The organism is Bradyrhizobium sp. (assembly GCF_047605465.1).
Classification (GTDB): domain Bacteria; phylum Pseudomonadota; class Alphaproteobacteria; order Rhizobiales; family Xanthobacteraceae; genus Bradyrhizobium.
This window is the reverse complement of sequence record NZ_JASGFS010000098.1, coordinates 1-15,984: the sequence shown is the minus strand read 5'-3', so window position 1 is coordinate 15,984 and position 15,984 is coordinate 1. Positions and strand designations below refer to the sequence as shown.

Below are 15,984 nucleotides of genomic sequence, written 5' to 3'. Positions count from 1 at the left end.
GCGCCGGCGCAGGATCGCGGTGTGCGCGGCGAGCGCGTCGCGCCGCTGGCTCCGGCGCTCGCCCCCGACACGCCCCAAACAGCACTGACATTCGCCCAAATCGCCACTACCTAATCATACAGAATGGCCTTTTCGTCTTCTCCCTTTGCTTCCGAGCGCGCTCCCGGCGCTGGCGTCACCGCGGTGCTCGGGCCGACCAATACCGGCAAGACCCATCTCGCCATCGAGCGGATGCTCGCGCATTCGTCCGGCTTGATCGGGCTGCCGCTGCGGCTGCTCGCGCGCGAGGTCTACAACAAGATCGCCGCGCGGGTCGGCAGCGAGGCCGTCGCGCTGATCACGGGCGAGGAGAAGATCAAGCCGAAGAACCCGCGCTACTGGGTCTCGACCGTCGAGGCGATGCCGCGCGATCTCGACGTGTCGTTCCTCGCCGTCGACGAGATCCAGATCGCCTCCGATCTCGAACGCGGCCACGTCTTCACCGACCGTATCCTCAACCGCCGCGGCCGCGACGAGACGCTGCTGCTGGGGGCCGCGACCATGCGCCCCATCATCGAGCGGCTGCTGCCCGGCGTGTCCATGATCACGCGGCCGCGGCTGTCGCAGCTCGAATTCGCCGGCGACCGCAAGATCACGCGCCAGCCGCGCCGCACCGCCATCGTCGCGTTCTCCGCCGACGAGGTCTACGCCATCGCCGAGCTGATCCGCCGCCAGCATGGCGGCGCCGCCGTGGTGCTGGGCTCGCTCTCGCCCCGCACCCGGAACGCGCAGGTGGAGATGTTCCAGAACGGCGACGTCGACTATCTCGTCGCCACCGACGCCGTCGGCATGGGCCTCAATCTCGACGTCGACCACGTCGCCTTCGCCTCCGACCGCAAGTTCGACGGCTACCAGTTCCGCCGCCTGACGCCGGCCGAGTTCGCCCAGATCGCCGGCCGCGCCGGCCGCGCCACGCGCAACGGTACGTTCGGGACGACGGGGCGCTGCGCGCCGTTCGAGCCCGAGCTCGTCAACGCGCTGCAGAACCACACCTTCGACAATGTGAAGATGCTGCAATGGCGCAACTCGAAGCTGGATTTCGCCTCGCTCGGCGCGCTCCAGGTCTCGCTCAACCTCGCCCCAGGCCATGAGGCGCTGACGCGCGCGCCGATCGCCGAGGACATGCGCGTGCTCGACCACGCCGCCCGCGACGCCGAGGTGCGCGATATCGCGCATGGCAAGGCGGCCGTGGAACGGCTGTGGGAGGCCTGCCAGGTCCCGGATTACCGGAAGCTGTCGCCGGCCGCCCATGCCGAGCTCGTGACCACGCTGTACGGCTTCCTGATGCAGAAGGGCCGCATTCCCGATGCCTGGTTCGCGGCCCAGGTCGACCAGGCCGACCGCATCGACGGCGACATCGACACGCTGTCGGCCCGGATCGCGCAGATCCGCACCTGGACCTTCGTCGCCAACCGGCCGGACTGGCTCGCCGACCCCGAACACTGGCAGGGGATCGCGCGGGAGGTCGAAAATAAATTGTCAGATGCGCTCCATGAACGCTTGACGGAGCGTTTCGTTGATCGTCGTACCAGTGTATTGATGCGCCGCCTGCGGGAGAACACGAGCTTGAATACGGAAATCGGCAAGACCGGCGAAGTCATCGTCGAAGGCCACGTCATCGGCCGCCTCGATGGATTCACCTTTGCACCGGATGCGGCGGAAGCCGGCTCCGATGCGAAAGCCTTGCAGGCCGCAGCACAGGCCGTGCTCGCGGGCGAAATCAACGCGCGTGCCGAAAAGCTGGGCAACGCCCCCGACGATCAGTTCGTGCTGACCTCGGAAGGCACGATCCGCTGGACCGGCGACGCGGTGGCGCGACTGACTGCCGCAGAGGAGGCGCTGCAGCCGCGCATCCGCATCATCTCCGACGAGCGGCTCACCGGAGCGCCGCGCGAGAAGGTGCAGGCCCGGCTCGACCTCTGGCTCAAGACGCACATCGAAAAGCTGCTCGGGCCGATGTTCGAGCTGTCCAAGGCCGAGGACGTCACCGGCATCGCCCGCGGCATCGCCTATCAGCTCGTCGAGGCGCTCGGCGTGCTGGAACGGCCGAAGATCGCCAACGAGCTGAAGGATCTCGACCAGCCCTCGCGCGCGACGCTGCGCAAATACGGCGTCCGCTTCGGCGCCTATCACATCTATTTCCCCGGCCTGCTCAAGCCCGCCGCGCGCGCCCTCGCGGCGCTGCTCTGGGCGCTGAAGCAGGACAATGTCGATCTCTCCTCGCTGTCGGGCGCACAGCATCTGGCGAGCTCGGGCCGCACCTCGTTCCCGGTCGACAAGGCGCTGCCGCGCGATGCCTATCGCGTGCTCGGCTACAAGCAGGCCGGTGAGCGCGCCGTGCGCGTCGACATCCTGGAGCGCCTCGCCGATCTGATCCGTCCGGCGCTGGCCTGGCGCGAGAACTCGCCGGGCGAGAAGCCCGCCGGCGCATTCGACGGCCGCGGTTTCATCGTGACGCAGGCGATGACCTCGCTCACCGGCTCGGCCGGCGAGGATTTCGCCTCGGTGCTGCGCGCGCTCGGCTATCGCATGGAGAAGCGCGCGCCGCTGCCGCCGAAGCCGGTCGCCCCCGCTGCTGAAGCATCGTCTGCCGAGACGCCTGCCGCCGAGGGAAGCGCCGAGACCGCGACCGAAGCGGCGGCCGAAGTCGTCGCGGACGCCGCCGCGGAGACGACTGCGTCCGAAACGCCCGCCGCTGAGGCCGTCACCGTCGAGGACGCGCTCGGCATGGAGCAACACGACGAGCCCGCGCCCGAGGAGCCGGCGCTGGAGGCCTCGCCCGAAGCCCCCGTCACGCCGGAAGATGCCCCCGGCATCGCGCCGCCGGCGCAGGACGAATCCGCGCCCGCCGAGGCCGCCGACGCTGCGCCCGCCGAGGCTGCTGCCGACGTCGCCCCCGCCGAGACCGCTGCGACGGAAGCCGCCGCATCCGCCGATGCCGCAGCACCTGTCGAAGCCGCGTCAGCGCCCGCTGTCGAGCCCGAACTGGTCGAGGTCTGGCGTCCCGGCGGACGTCACGAGGACCGCAAGCCCCGCCACGAGCGCCATCGCCACCAGCGTCACCACAACCAGCCGCGCCAGCAGGACGGTGCGCAGGCCGGTGCGGCGCCTGCCGAGGGCGAGGCGGCGCAGGCAGCCGACGGCGAGAAGCGCGGCGAGCGTCATCGTCATGGCGGCGGTCATCGCCGCGACGGCGCCAAGGATTTCCGCAAGCCGCGTGAAGGCGGCGAGGGCGGTGAGCGCCGCGACGACAGGAACCGCGGCTTCCACGGCAAGGACCGGGACAAGGATCGCGATCGCAATCGCGACAACAAGGGCAAGTTCGGCGGCGATCGCGACAAGGGTCGCGACAATCGCGGCCGTGATCGCGACAAGGGCCGCGACCGGCAGGGCGGTCCCTCGCTGCGTCCCTACGCCTCGAGCGCCAATCCGCGCGAGCGCGATCGTCCGATCGATCCGAATTCGCCCTTCGCAAAGCTCGCCGCGCTGAAGGAACAGCTCGCCGGCCGCAAGGAGTAAGCCCACGACCGAGCGCCAGCGCCTCGACAAATGGTTGTGGCACGCGCGGGTGGTGAAGGCGCGCACGTCGGCGGCCGAACTCGTCGAGTCCGGCCATGTCCGCGTCAACGGCGTACGCGAGACGTCGCCGGGCCATGCGATCAAGATCGGCGACGTGCTCACCATCGCGCTCGATCGCGCCGTGCGCGTGCTGAAAGTCACCGCCTTCAACGAGCGCCGCGGCGATGCTGCTTCGGCGCGCGTGCTCTACGAGGAGCTGAGCGAAGGCAATTCGAGTTCTCGGCGCAATTAATTGCGCATTGAATTCATTTCTTGGTCGATCAAAAACACAAAGCCGTCATGATCGGCCGTTCACGACCTTGCGGCGCCGGGCCATCCGCGCTACGCAAGCCGCGACTTTTGAAAGAGCTTTTCGGAGCGTTGGATGACTTACGTCGTCACTGAAAACTGCATCAAGTGCAAGTACACCGACTGCGTCGAGGTCTGCCCGGTCGACTGTTTCTACGAGGGCGACAACATGCTCGTCATCCACCCGGACGAGTGCATCGACTGTGGCGTGTGCGAGCCGGAATGCCCCGCCGACGCCATCAAGCCGGACACGGAACCGGGGCTGGAGAAGTGGCTGCAGGTCAACGCCGACTACGCCAAGAGCTGGCCGAACATCACCCAGAAGAAAGACTCACCCGCCGACGCGAAGGAATTCGACGGAATGGACGGCAAGTTCGAGAAATATTTTTCTCCGAATGCCGGCTCGGGAGACTAATTCCCGCCCAAACTTAACCCTAATACCTTCGTCAGCGCTGAAAACCAGGCCTCAAGACCCCTAAATCATTGATTTTTGCGGGAAATGTGCTATATTGGGCACATTAAGCCGAACCCCGTAGCCCCGTTTGGCCCCTCTGGGTTCCCGTGAAACCAAATGTCGAACAGGGGCGTGGCAGTTTCCGCGCGCAGGCTGTGTCACAGAAAACGCGTAAAAAGAGTACTTCAGCGAGGGCTTCCCATAAGGAGGCCAAAAAAGTCGCCGCGGCCAGCCGTAGCGCATCCAAGGGTCGGACCGCGACTAAGGCGCCGGCTGCAAAGTCCTCGAAGAACAAAAGAAGCGCAATGCCTAACAAGACTGCCAAGCCGGCCGCGAAAGCGACCGTTTCCAAGCCTGCTGTTGCCAAGGCTCCCGCTGCCAAGCCCGCTGCTCCGAAGGCGTCCGTTGCTGCTGCTCCTGCCAAGGCCCCTGTCGCCGCCAAGCCGGTCGTCAAGCCCGCTGCTCCGCCGAAGGTCGAGGAAAAGAAGGTCGTGACCCAGCGTCAGGGCTTCAAGGCCAACGAATTCGTCGTCTATCCCGCTCACGGCGTCGGCCAGATCCTGGCCATCGAGGAGCAGGAGATCGCCGGTGCGAAGCTCGAGCTGTTCGTCATCAACTTCATCAAGGACAAGATGACGTTGCGCGTTCCGACGGCGAAGGTCGCCAATGTCGGCATGCGCAAACTGTCCGAGCCCGCTCTGGTGAAGAAGGCGCTGGAGACGCTCAAGGGCCGCGCCCGCGTCAAGCGCACCATGTGGTCGCGCCGCGCGCAGGAATACGAAGCGAAGATCAATTCGGGCGATATCGTCGCGATCGCGGAAGTCGTGCGCGACCTCTACCGCTCCGAGTCTCAGCCCGAGCAGTCGTACAGCGAACGCCAGCTCTATGAAGCGGCGCTCGACCGCCTCTCCCGCGAGATCGCGGTGGTGCAGCACTCGACCGAGACCGAAGCGATCAAGGAGATCGAGGCCCAGCTCGCCAAGAGCCCGCGCCGCGCCAACGCCAAGGCTGAAGCCGCCGAGGGCGATGCCGATGCGGACACCGAGGGCGATGCCGACGATACCGATGGCGACGACACCACCGTCGCCGACGAGGCCGCGTAAGCAACCTCGCCTCGCGCATGAACTCGAAAAGCCCGGCCGTTCGGCCGGGCTTTTTGTTTGATGGACCCGTGCACCGAGCCGGCCGGCACCTGCCTGTTCATTCCGCAGCGTCACCTGGCGCGGGCAAGCTTCGTCGTGCTCCGGCCGAGGATGTCGAGGAAGGTCTGCTGCGCGGCGGTCAGCGGCTGATCCCTGCGGTAAGTCAGGCCGATCGCGCGCGTGTTGGCGGGAAGCTCGACCCGGAGCACTTTCAGTCCCTTCGGAATGGTCTTCAGTCTGCCGCGTGAATACGTCAGCAGGGCGATGACGTCGCTGTTCATCACCATCTGCTCGGCGAGCGTGAAGGTGACGATCTCGCAGGTCTGCGGCGGCGGCACCAGGCCCTGCGCGATCAGGAGCTCCTCGAAATAGCGGCGCGTCGGCGTGCCGTGCGGCGCGACGACCCAGTTCTCGTCGACAAGCTCCTTCAGCTTGCGCCGGCCTTTCGCCAGACGATGGTCCGCGCGCGCGACGATGGTGAAGAACTCGTCGTAGAGGCGCCGCTCCTCGAGAATGTCGTAAGGCGGCGGACTGCGCAGCGGGCCGATGACGAGGTCCAGTTCGCCCTGGCGCAATCCGTCGATCAGGGCGGCGTAGCTGCCGGTGACGGCCTGGAGCCGGACGTGGCGATGACGGCTCAGCATCTCGCCAAAGGCCTTCACGACGATGTCCTGCTCCGAGAACGGCAACAGGCCGACGGCGACGCGTCCGGTCACCATGCCGGAGAGCGCTTCGAGCTGCTCCGGAAGCGTCATCACGTCCATCAGCAGCCTGGTGTGCAGATCGGCGAGGATGACGGCGTCGCCGGTCGGCTTCATGCCGGAGCGCGTGCGCTCGAACGGCGGCCGGCCGGTCGCCGCGGCGATCTTGGCGAGCGCGCGGCTGATGTCCGGCTGTGATCGTTCGAGATATTCCGCGGCGGCCGATACGCTGCCCGTCGTCCGCACCGCGCTGACCGCGCTCAGCAGCTCCCAGGCCAGGTGATGTCCGAGATCGGCGATGCGCGCGCCGGCAGCCTTGAGCGCGGCCTGCGCCGCGCCGATGCTCGACATCATGTGGCGGCAGCGCGCGATGACGATCTCGCCCTGCGATGTCGGCTCCATCCCGGTCCAGCCGCGCGCGAACAGCCGCTGGCGCAGCCTGGCCTCGACCTCGGCGATCGCGCGCGAGAGGCTGCTCTGGCTGGCGTTGAGCTGCACGCTGGCGCGCGCGAGGCTCGCGCCGGTCGCGACGGCGCTGATGACGCGCACCTGTCTGATCGTGAGGATGGGTGTTCTTTTCATGGGCGTGACGGCCGGCCGGAACGGCGGCAAATTGGCATCATATTCACTTTTTGCAAGGTCTATTTCAAAAGCTGCATAATTGCGGCGCGCCCGCTCCTGCTAGCTAAAGACGATAATCACCGCGACGCCGACGCATCGGCGCCGCTCGGGAGGTCCCATGTCCGGCAAGTGGCTCGATGCCATCGTGCTTGCGCGACGCGCCTTGACCGAACGCATCGTCGAGTTGCAGATCGGGTGCGCGGATGGACGTCCGCTGCCGATGGCCGAATCCGGCAGCCATATCGAGCTGCATTTCGGCGCGGCGCATCGTTTCGTCCGGCACTACTCCGTCGTCGGTCCCCTCACGCTCCGCGATGATTCCGAGCCGTTCTGGCGCATCGCGGTGCAGCGGGAAGAGCGGGCGCGCGGCTCGGCGTTCATTCACGACAATTTTCGGCCCGGTACGCCGCTGACCGTCTCGCGCCCGATCAATGCCTTTCGGCTGTCGCGGCATCAGGCCAATGTGCTGCTGGTCGCCGGCGGCATCGGCGTCACGCCCATGGTCGCGATGGCGCGCTCGCTGCGGATGCGGAACGTGAACTTCTCGATGGTCTATGCGGGGCAGGAACGTTCCGCGATGGCCTATGCAGCCGAGCTCGAAGATCTCTGCGGCGATCGCCTGACGATCCACGAGAGTCGCCGCGACGGCATTCCCGACCTCGTCAGCGTGCTGTCCGCGCAGCCCGCCGAAACCGTGGTCTATGTCTGTGGCCCCGCAGCGATGATCGAGGCTCTGCGCGAGGCGGCGTCCGTGCTCGGCTGGCCTGGGACGCGCGTTCGCTTCGAAGTGTTCAACGCGGCCCACAGGCCCGACGACGAAGACTTCGAGGTGCGCCTGCCGACCGGCCGCAGCGTCAAGGTCGGGGCAGGGACCACCATCCTCGATGCGCTCGAGCTTGCCGGCGTCGATACGTTGTCGAGCTGTCGCCGCGGCGAGTGTGGTCTCTGCATCACCGACGTCGCGGGCTGCGACGGCGAACTGGATCACCGCGACCATTATTTCAGCGACGAAGAGCATCGCGCCGGCAGGCAGATCGCGATCTGCTGCTCTCGGATCACGGGCCACACGCTCGCGCTCAACGTCTAGCCGCGAAAGGAAAGGTTGAAAGCCGATGGATATGATCGACCTGTTCCGTCCCTCGGACGAAGCCGTCTTCGCCGCGATGGAGCCGAGGGAGCCCGGCGATTTCGCCAACCACGCCACGCCGCTGATCCGCAATTGCTGGTACGCTTGCGCGCGCGCCGGCGAGATCGGCCGCACGCCGCTGGCGCGCAAGCTGCTCGGCATCGACGTGGCGCTGTTCCGGACCGAGGCCGGCGCACCCGTCGCGATGCGCAATCGCTGTCCGCACCGATCCTTCCCGCTCGCCCGGGGCAGGCTGGTCGGCGACCGCCTGGTCTGCGGCTATCATGGCATGGAGTTCGGCCCCGACGGTGTCTGCGCGCACATGCCCGCGCTCACCCAGGCGCCGGCGACCGCCACCGTCCAGACCTATCCGATCGTGGATCGCGGGCCGCTCACCTGGATCTGGATGGGCGCGCCGGATCTCGCCGACGAGGCCCTGATCCCCGACACGTCGTGGCTCAGCGATCCTGCGTGGGGAACGGTGACCGGCAGCTTCCACATCAAGTCCGACTATGTGGCCATGCACGAGAACCTCATCGACCAGACGCATTTTCCGTTTCTGCATCCGGGTACGGTCGGCACGCCGGAATACGCGCGCTCGAAGCTCAGCGTCTCCACGGAGAACAACCAGGTCGTGATCCGGCGGGAGCTGAAGGATGCGCCGCCGCCCGGCGTCTACGGCAAGCCGGCGAACATCATGCACAAGCGGGTTGACCGTGCCTCCGAGGCGCGCTTTGTCTCGCCGGCGCTGCATACCGCCTTCGCCAGCGTGCGCGATGGTGCGCCCGATCCGGGGCAGCCATCGCTCTATCGTTACAACATCACTCATGTCTTCACGCCGGAGACCAACAATTCCATTCATTACTGGTGGTTCAACTCGCGCGACTATCGTCCCGGCGATGCCGAGATCAACAGGTTCATGTTCGAGGCGCATTCGCAGGCCTATCACGAGGATGTCGAAGCGCTCGAATGGATCAACGAGGTCGTGCGCACCGACGGCGAGGCCCAATTCGACCTGAGCTTCGCGCCGGACAAGCCCGGCCTGATGGCGCGTCGCATCATGTATCGCCTGGCGGCGAAGGAAACGCGTTGAGCGCAGCGGATCGACGCTGAGAGTTCTGTTGACCAAGAACAACACTGCAAGGGAGGAACGAGTGAGGAAGCAATTGAAGACCTGGGGCATTGCCGCGGTGGCGGCTCTGGGAGCGGTCGCGGCGGCGCATGCCGCCGATCCGATCAAGATCGGCGTCATCATCCCGATGACCGGCCCGTTCCAGTCGAACGGCAAGCAGATCGAGGCCGCCATCAAGACCTACACGAAGGAAAAGGGTGACACTGTCGCCGGCCGCAAGATCGAGTTCATCCTCCGGGATGATCGCGGTGCGCCGGAAAACGCCAACCGCTTTGCTCAGGAACTGCTCGCGCAGGACCGTGTCTCGATCCTCACCGGCTTCGGCAACACGCCTGCCGCGCTGTCGGCCGCCGCGTTCGCCGCCAAGGCCAAGGTTCCGCAGGTGATCATGGTCGCCGCGACGTCGTCGATCGTCGACAAGTCGCCCTATATCGTGCGGACCTCGCAATCGATTCCGCAGATCGCCAGCGTCATCGGCCAGTGGGCGCCGAAATCCGGTCCGAAGACCTTCGTCAGCATCGTGTCCGAATACGGCCCGGGGCTGGACGCCGAGGAATGGTTCGCGAAGACCGTCGAGGCTCACGGCGGCCGCGTGATCGAGAAGCTGAAGGTTCCTCTCGCCAATCCCGACTTCGCCCCGTTCCTGCAGCGCGCCGCCGATGCGAAGCCCGATGCGCTCTTCGTCTTCGTTCCGACCGGCGCCGGCGGCAACTTCATGAAGCAGTTCGTCGAACGCGGTCTCGACAAGGCCGGAATGAAGCTCGTCGCGATGTCCGATCTGACCGACGACGATCTCCTCAACAACATGGGCGACGCGGCGCTCGGTGCCATCACCGGCGGTCCCTACTCGGCGAGTCATGACTCTCCCGAGAACAAGGATTTCGTCGCCAAGTTCAAGGCGGCCAACCCGGACATGCGGCCGAACATCGTCGCGGTCAGCGCATGGGATGCCCTCGAGCTGATCTATCGCGCGATCGAAGCCACCAAGGGCGACACCAACGGTGATGCGCTCATCGCCGCGATGAAGGGCCAGAGCTGGAACAGCCCGCGCGGGCCGATCTCGATCGATCCTGCGACGCGCGACATCGTCCAGAACATCTACATGCGGAAGGTCGAACGCCACGACGGCGAACTCTACAACATGGAGTTCGAGACCTTCCCGAACGTCAAGGATCCGGCGCATTGAGCGCCGGACAACGTCCAACGACCGAGGCACCATGACCAACGCTCCCTCGCCGACGCCGATCCGGGCCGACACGGTCGGCAGCCTGCTGCGCCCGGATTCTCTCCACGCGGCGCGCCGCCGCTTCGAGCTCGGCGAGATCGATGCGGCCGCGCTGCACGCGGCTGAGGATCGCGCGATCGCCGACGTTATCGCCTACCAGGAAGAGCTCGGGCTTCCCGTCGTCACCGACGGGGAGTTCCGGCGCGAAAACTGGTGGATCGATTTCGTGCGCCGGCTCGCAGGCGTGGAGATCGTCGCGGGCGGCGGCGCGGCGTTCGCCACCAATGAAGCGCCGCGATACGTGCCGAAATCGGTTCGGGTCGTCGGGCGGGTGGATGCGGCGAGTCCGATCCTGCTCGACGATTTCCGCTTCGTGCAGACGCATGCGAAGTCCGTCGCCAAGATCGCGGTGCCGTCGCCGACCCGACTGCATTTCCACGGCGGCCGCAAGTCGGTCTCGAAAGAGGTCTATCCCGACATCGAGGCCTTCTTCGCCGATGTCGCGGCCGTCTACCGCCGCGAGATCGCCGCGCTGGAGGCTGCCGGCTGCCGCTACATCCAGATCGACGATCCCCTGCTCAGCTACTTCCTCGATCCCAATCTGCGGGCCGAGGTCGTCGCCGACGGCGACGATCCCGACGCGCGGCTGAAGCGCTACATCCGTCTCATCAACGACTGCATCTCGGAGCGATCTCCGGCGACGACGATCGGCATCCACATTTGCCGGGGTAATGCGCGCAGCACCTGGCTGGCGCAGGGAACGTATGAGGGGCTCGCCGACACCTGCTTCGCGCTGCTCAATGTCGACCGCTTCCTGCTCGAATATGACGACGAACGGAGCGGATCGTTCGCGCCGCTGCGGTTCATGCCGAAAGGCAAGCAGGTGGTGCTGGGGCTCGTGACGACCAAGCATGCGCAGCTCGAGGACAAGGACGACCTGAAGCGGCGCCTCGACGAGGCCGCCAGGCTGATCGATCCGTCGTCGCTCGCGCTCAGCCCGCAATGCGGCTTCGCCAGCGTCGTCGAAGGCAATCTGATCACGGAAGCCGACCAGCGCGCCAAGCTCGCCCTGGTGGTGCAGACCGCACGGGACTATTGGGGCGCATCGTAAGCATGCTGTAAGAACTTTAGGTCGGCCTGCCGCGAACAGGCCGGGACGACATGGGAGTGTGGCTTCTCCAGGCTTGGTAGGTCCCGGCTGCTCGTCCGAGACGACGCTGATGCAATCCTAGCCAAACGTCTTTGCCGAACTCGGATGGTCTGCCCGCTCCCGGAAAAGCTTTCGCCCGGCCTCACTTCACCGGGCGTTTCTCGAGCTTTCTCGCCAGCGTGCGCCGATGCATCCCCAGCCGTCGCGCGGCCTCCGAGATGTTGAAATCGGTCTCGATCAGCGTCTGGTGGATGCGCTCCCATTCCAGCGTCTTGATCGAGGTCGGCCGCGCATCGAGCGCGACTTCGGCGTTGCCGTCGGCCTTGTGGAAGGCTGCCTCGATGTCGTCGGTGTTGGACGGTTTCGCGAGATAGTGACAGGCGCCGAGCTTGATCGCCTCGACGGCGGTCGAGATGCTGGCGAAACCGGTGAGCACCACGATCAGCATTTCCGGATCGTGCGTGTGCAGCAGTTCGACGCAGGCCAGCCCCGAGGCGCCGCCGAGCTTGAGGTCGACCACGGCATGGCCGAACGAGCGCTCCTCCAGCACCTTGCGCACCTCCTCGATGGAGGCGGCGAGCACGACCTCGTAGCCGCGGCGCTCGAACGAGCGCTTCAGCGTGCGGGCAAAGCCGGCGTCGTCCTCGACGACGATGAGCGAACGGTCAGGCGTCAAAGTCGCCTCCAATCGCGAGCGTGGAGAGCGGCAGGGTGATGCGGACGGTGGCGCCGCGCTTCCTGTGGTTCTCGGCGGTGACACCGCCGCCGAGCTTGCGGACGACGTTCATCACCAGAAACAGGCCGAGTCCGCCTCCGGCGCGCCCCTTGCTCGACTGATAGGGCTTTCCGAGCTGCGCCAGCATCTCCGGCGCGAAGCCGGGGCCGCGGTCGCTGATCGAGAGGACGAGATTGCCGTCCTCGCGCTCGGCCAGAAGCTCGACCCAGTCGCGCGACACCTCATAGGCATTGTCGAGCACGTTGAAGATCACCTGCTTCAGCGCGACGTCGGAGACGATGGCGATGTCCTCGCCGAAGGTGTTGACGAAATAGAGCGTCCGCGCCGAGCGCGCGTTGCGCCATTCCTCGACCAGCGCGGTCAGGAACGCCGTCACCGTCGTCGGCGACGAGCCTTCGCCGCGCGCTTCTCCCGCCGAGACCAGGATGCCGGTCACGATGGTCTTGCATCGCTGCAGCGACGTTTCCATCTCGGCGAGGTCCTCGGCGAGTTCGCGGTCCGCGGCGAGATCCGGCATGCGGCGCCAGTCGCTCAGGATCACCGAGAGCGAGGCGAGCGGCGTTCCGAGCTCGTGCGCCGCGCCCGAGGCGAGCAGGCCCATGCGGACGATGTGATCCTGTTCGGCCGCGTGCTGGCGCAGCGCCGCAAGATGCGCGTCGCGCTCGCGCAGGTTCCTGTTGATGCGGGTCACGAACACCACCAGCAGCACGGCGTTGAGGATGAAGCCGAGCAGCATGCCGGTCACGTTGAGCGTATAGGTCTCGCTCAGCGGGTTCGGCGGCAGGTCGAGCGGCCGATAGGCGATCGTCAGCCAGATGAAGCTGGCGCAGGTCAGCGCGACCAGCGACCAGGTCGAGCGGGCGTCGAGCAGCACCGCGCCCAGCGTCACCTGGAGCAGGAACAGCGAGGTGAAGGGATTGGTGGCGCCGCCGCTGAGATAGAGCTGCGCGGTCAGCGCGGCGACATCGAGCATCAGCGCGACCAGGAGCTCGTTGTTGGTGATCGCGGCGCGGTGACGCACCCAGACGAGGCTGGAGACGTTGAGCAGGACGAGCGCGCCGATCACCGCACCCATGCGGGTCAGCGGCAAGGGGATGCCTAGCCCGAAATGCACGCCCCCGATGGTGACGATCTGGCCGATCACCGCGGTCCAGCGCAGCTGGATCAGCAGCGCCATGTTCTTGCGGTTGGTCTCGTCGTCCGTCGGCGCCGCACCGGCCAGTTCGCCGCGCACATCCGCCGGCGGCGACAGCGCGACGGCTGGCTCGCCTTGGCGAAGCGTCTTCACATCGTCAGGTCGGCTCGACGATCGTTCCAGCATCTGATCCCGTCCTGCGGACGGCGGCATCCGGGCCGCCAGCCGGTTCGTGGATGATGCGCCTGCGGCGGAACAGCCCGCCGCCGAATGTGACGAAAAGTTTACCGGCCAGCATGAAAGCCAGGGCAAACCACGTCAGCGCGTAGATCAGGTGGTTATTGGGAAAGCGCACCACGGTCAATCCGCCGATGGGGCCGCCGCCGGATTGTGATCCGGCGTCGGCATCGACGAAGAAGGGTGCGACGTCGCGCAGGTTGCGCGCTGCCGCGATCGCAGCGACGTCCCGCGAATACCAGCGGTTGTGCTGGGGAACGTTGTTCCTGAGGAAGGCGCCCTTCGGCTCCGTCATGCGCATCAGGCCGGTGATCTCGATCTCGCCGTCCGGATTGCCGGCCTGGCGCGTCGATGCGTCGCGCCGCTCGGACGGCACGAAACCGCGATTGACCAGGACCGTCTTGCCGTCGTCGCGCCGGAGCGGCGTCAGCACCCAATAGCCGGGGCCTTCCTCGGTGACGGCCTGAACCAGCGTCTCGCGGTCATGCTGGAAGCGTCCGGCGACGCTGACGTGCCTGTATTCGTCGTTCGCGGCGCTGACGGCGGGCCACGCCGCGGGCGCGGGGACGGGCTGCGCCGGGGCGTGGATGCGCTGCTCGACGCGGTCGATCAGCGCCAGCTTCCAGGCGCGGCGCTCGATCTGCCAGACGCCCAGCGCGATCAGAAGCGCGATGGCCGCGAGCGAGAGGACCGTGAGCCACACCGGCGGGGACCGCACGGCCGCGCCGTGCGTCCCGCCTGCCTGCTGCGTCACGGTCCCGGTCTCGCTCACTTCATCCCGCTCATCTCGTGGATCGGCATCATGTTGGTGTTGAGATGATGCATGACCCACAGCGAGCCCGACAGCGCGATCACGACCATGACGATGGTGAAGATCAGCGCCATCATGCTCCAGCCGTTCTCGGACTTGGTGTTCATGTGCAGGAAGTAGATCATGTGCACGACGATCTGCACGACCGCGAACGCCATGATGACGAGCGCGGTGATCTGCTTGCTCGGAAGCGTGCCGCTCATCACCAGCCAGAACGGAATCGCGGTGAGCACGACCGACAGCACGAAGCCGAGCATGTAGGTCGAGAACGTGCCGTGGGCGTGCCCGTCGTCGTGATGGTGGTCCGCGTGGGCGGCGTGGGTATCGGTGCTCATCGCAGAACTCCCAGGAGATAGACGAAGGTGAAGACGCCGATCCAGACCACGTCGAGGAAGTGCCAGAACATCGACAGGCACATCAGGCGGCGGCGGTTGGCCTCGATCAGTCCGAACCTCCAGACCTGCACCATCAGCGTCACCAGCCAGATCAGGCCGCAGGTGACGTGCAGGCCGTGGGTGCCGACCAGCGTGAAGAAGGCGGACAGGAAGGCGCTGCGCTGCGGCGTCGCGCCCTCGTGGATCATGTGGGCGAACTCGGTCAGCTCGATGCCGATGAAGGCGGCGCCGAACAGGCCGGTGATCGCCAGCCACATCTGGGTCTGGCCGATCTTGTTCTGCTGCATCGTCAGCATGGCGAAGCCGTAGGTGATCGACGACAGCAGAAGCATCGAGGTGTTCACCGCGACCAGGTCGAGGTCGAACAGGTCCTTCGGCGCGGGACCGGCGGCGTAATTGCCGCCGAGCACGCCGAAGGCGGCGAACAGCATCGCGAAGATGAGGCAGTCGCTCATCAGGTAGATCCAGAAGCCGAGCGAGGTGCTGTAGCCTTCCGGATGCGGGTGCTCGTCGGCGAGATAGAAGACCGGCTCGCCGGATTGTGCGGGATTGACAGCGACAGTCATTTACTTGGCTCCGGCGAGCAGTTTGGTGCGCGCGTCCTCGGTCCGGATGACGTCGTCGGCCGGAATGTCGAAGTCGCGGTGATAGTTGAAGGTATGGCCGATCCCGACGACGAGCATCGCGATGAAGCTCACGGCGGCCAGCCACCAGATGTACCAGATCAGACCGAAGCCCATCGCGGTGGCGAGGCCGGCGAGGATGATGCCGGTGCCGGTGCTGCTCGGCATGTGGATCGGCTTGAACCCGGTGAGCGGACGCTGGTAGCCGCGCTTCTTCATGTCCCACCACGCGTCGTTGTCATGGACGACGGGCGTGAAGGCGAAGTTGTAGTCCGGCGGGGGCGAAGAGGTCGCCCATTCCAGCGTGCGGGCGTCCCAGGGATCGCCGGTGACGTCCTTGAGCTGCTCGCGCTTCAGGAACGAGACCGCGAACTGCATCAGCATGGAGAGGATGCCGAGGAAGACCAGGACCGCGCCGATCGCCGCGATGACGAACCAGATCTGCAGGGATGGATCGTCGAATACGCGCAGGCGGCGGGTCACGCCCATCAGGCCGAGCACGTAGAGCGGCATGAAGGCGAGGTAGAAGCCGGTGACCCAGAACCAGAACGACATCTTGCCCCAGAACGGATCGAGCTTGAAGCCGAACG

14 protein-coding genes and 1 pseudogene are annotated in these 15,984 nt (G+C 66.4%); 8 read left to right on the top strand and 7 right to left on the bottom strand.

Annotated elements, in window-relative coordinates:
- Positions 1-123: 123 nt before the first annotated feature.
- The 4 genes and pseudogenes from QM712_RS34745 (at position 124) to QM712_RS34730 (ending at position 5,463) form a co-directional block, all read left to right on the top strand.
- On the top strand, positions 124-3,558 hold the full coding sequence (locus tag QM712_RS34745; protein WP_415027671.1) for a helicase-related protein: 3,435 nt from the start codon (positions 124-126) through the stop codon (positions 3,556-3,558).
- A gap of 10 nt (positions 3,559-3,568) precedes the next feature.
- Positions 3,569-3,850: pseudogene (locus QM712_RS34740) on the top strand (RNA-binding S4 domain-containing protein); the annotation flags it as partial.
- Between the two features lie 132 nt (positions 3,851-3,982).
- A complete protein-coding gene (gene fdxA, locus QM712_RS34735) occupies positions 3,983-4,321 on the top strand; it encodes a ferredoxin FdxA (protein ID WP_415027670.1) in 339 nt (112 codons plus the stop codon).
- A gap of 344 nt (positions 4,322-4,665) precedes the next feature.
- Positions 4,666-5,463 (top strand): CarD family transcriptional regulator, encoded by a 798-nt coding sequence (locus tag QM712_RS34730; RefSeq protein ID WP_415027669.1) that lies wholly within the window; start codon positions 4,666-4,668, stop codon positions 5,461-5,463.
- Positions 5,464-5,573: 110 nt separating this feature from the next.
- Here the strand turns inward: QM712_RS34730 and QM712_RS34725 are convergent, their stop codons facing one another.
- Positions 5,574-6,785 carry a LysR family transcriptional regulator gene (locus tag QM712_RS34725; protein WP_415027668.1) on the bottom strand — a complete coding sequence of 404 codons (1,212 nt, stop codon included), beginning with the start codon at positions 6,783-6,785 and terminating at the stop codon, positions 5,574-5,576.
- Positions 6,786-6,942: 157 nt separating this feature from the next.
- Between QM712_RS34725 and QM712_RS34720 the strand changes: the two genes are divergently transcribed.
- The 4 genes from QM712_RS34720 to QM712_RS34705 all read left to right on the top strand — a co-directional run bounded on the left by QM712_RS34720 (position 6,943) and on the right by QM712_RS34705 (position 11,418).
- Positions 6,943-7,911: a PDR/VanB family oxidoreductase gene (locus QM712_RS34720; RefSeq protein WP_415027667.1), complete on the top strand. Its 969-nt coding sequence runs from the start codon at positions 6,943-6,945 to the stop codon at positions 7,909-7,911.
- A 25-nt stretch (positions 7,912-7,936) separates the two neighbouring features.
- On the top strand, positions 7,937-9,043 hold the full coding sequence (locus tag QM712_RS34715) for a Rieske 2Fe-2S domain-containing protein (protein WP_415027666.1): 1,107 nt from the start codon (positions 7,937-7,939) through the stop codon (positions 9,041-9,043).
- 61 nt (positions 9,044-9,104) lie between these two features.
- A complete protein-coding gene (locus QM712_RS34710; protein ID WP_415027665.1) occupies positions 9,105-10,268 on the top strand; it encodes an ABC transporter substrate-binding protein in 1,164 nt (387 codons plus the stop codon).
- 31 nt (positions 10,269-10,299) lie between these two features.
- Positions 10,300-11,418, top strand: coding sequence for a 5-methyltetrahydropteroyltriglutamate--homocysteine S-methyltransferase (locus tag QM712_RS34705; protein WP_415027664.1), 1,119 nt, complete (start codon positions 10,300-10,302; stop codon positions 11,416-11,418).
- 181 nt (positions 11,419-11,599) lie between these two features.
- Here QM712_RS34705 and QM712_RS34700 read toward each other — a convergent pair whose 3' ends face one another.
- From QM712_RS34700 to QM712_RS34675, 6 genes are all read right to left on the bottom strand, one after another.
- On the bottom strand, positions 11,600-12,133 hold the full coding sequence (locus QM712_RS34700; RefSeq protein WP_415027663.1) for a response regulator transcription factor: 534 nt from the start codon (positions 12,131-12,133) through the stop codon (positions 11,600-11,602).
- Positions 12,123-13,514 carry an ATP-binding protein gene (locus tag QM712_RS34695; protein WP_415027662.1) on the bottom strand — a complete coding sequence of 464 codons (1,392 nt, stop codon included), beginning with the start codon at positions 13,512-13,514 and terminating at the stop codon, positions 12,123-12,125. Before QM712_RS34695 ends, QM712_RS34700 begins: the two co-directional genes overlap by 11 nt.
- Positions 13,486-14,337, bottom strand: a complete 852-nt coding sequence (locus QM712_RS34690; protein WP_415027661.1) for an SURF1 family protein — start codon at positions 14,335-14,337, stop codon at positions 13,486-13,488. The genes QM712_RS34695 and QM712_RS34690 overlap by 29 nt, the downstream gene beginning before the upstream one ends.
- The gene (cyoD, locus tag QM712_RS34685) at positions 14,334-14,711 is read right to left on the bottom strand and encodes a cytochrome o ubiquinol oxidase subunit IV (protein ID WP_415027660.1); all 378 of its coding nucleotides are present in this window, start codon (positions 14,709-14,711) and stop codon (positions 14,334-14,336) included. Before cyoD ends, QM712_RS34690 begins: the two co-directional genes overlap by 4 nt.
- A complete protein-coding gene (gene cyoC / locus QM712_RS34680) occupies positions 14,708-15,337 on the bottom strand; it encodes a cytochrome o ubiquinol oxidase subunit III (protein WP_415027659.1) in 630 nt (209 codons plus the stop codon). The genes cyoD and cyoC overlap by 4 nt, the downstream gene beginning before the upstream one ends.
- Positions 15,338-15,984: cbb3-type cytochrome c oxidase subunit I (locus tag QM712_RS34675; RefSeq protein ID WP_415027658.1), on the bottom strand; the 647-nt coding region annotated here is incomplete at its 5' end. It lies immediately after the preceding gene.

Excerpts from the sequence above, each read along its gene's own strand:
- QM712_RS34745 (WP_415027671.1), top strand. The coding sequence starts at position 124 with ATGGCCTTTTCGTCTTCTCCCTTTGCTTCCGAGCGCGCTCCCGGCGCT.
- fdxA (WP_415027670.1), top strand. The coding sequence starts at position 3,983 with ATGACTTACGTCGTCACTGAAAACTGCATCAAGTGCAAGTACACCGAC.
- QM712_RS34730 (WP_415027669.1), top strand. The coding sequence starts at position 4,666 with ATGCCTAACAAGACTGCCAAGCCGGCCGCGAAAGCGACCGTTTCCAAG.
- QM712_RS34725 (WP_415027668.1), bottom strand. The coding sequence starts at position 6,785 with ATGAAAAGAACACCCATCCTCACGATCAGACAGGTGCGCGTCATCAGC.
- QM712_RS34720 (WP_415027667.1), top strand. The coding sequence starts at position 6,943 with ATGTCCGGCAAGTGGCTCGATGCCATCGTGCTTGCGCGACGCGCCTTG.
- QM712_RS34715 (WP_415027666.1), top strand. The coding sequence starts at position 7,937 with ATGGATATGATCGACCTGTTCCGTCCCTCGGACGAAGCCGTCTTCGCC.
- QM712_RS34705 (WP_415027664.1), top strand. The coding sequence starts at position 10,300 with ATGACCAACGCTCCCTCGCCGACGCCGATCCGGGCCGACACGGTCGGC.
- QM712_RS34695 (WP_415027662.1), bottom strand. The coding sequence starts at position 13,514 with ATGCTGGAACGATCGTCGAGCCGACCTGACGATGTGAAGACGCTTCGC.
- cyoD (WP_415027660.1), bottom strand. The coding sequence starts at position 14,711 with ATGAGCACCGATACCCACGCCGCCCACGCGGACCACCATCACGACGAC.
- cyoC (WP_415027659.1), bottom strand. The coding sequence starts at position 15,337 with ATGACTGTCGCTGTCAATCCCGCACAATCCGGCGAGCCGGTCTTCTAT.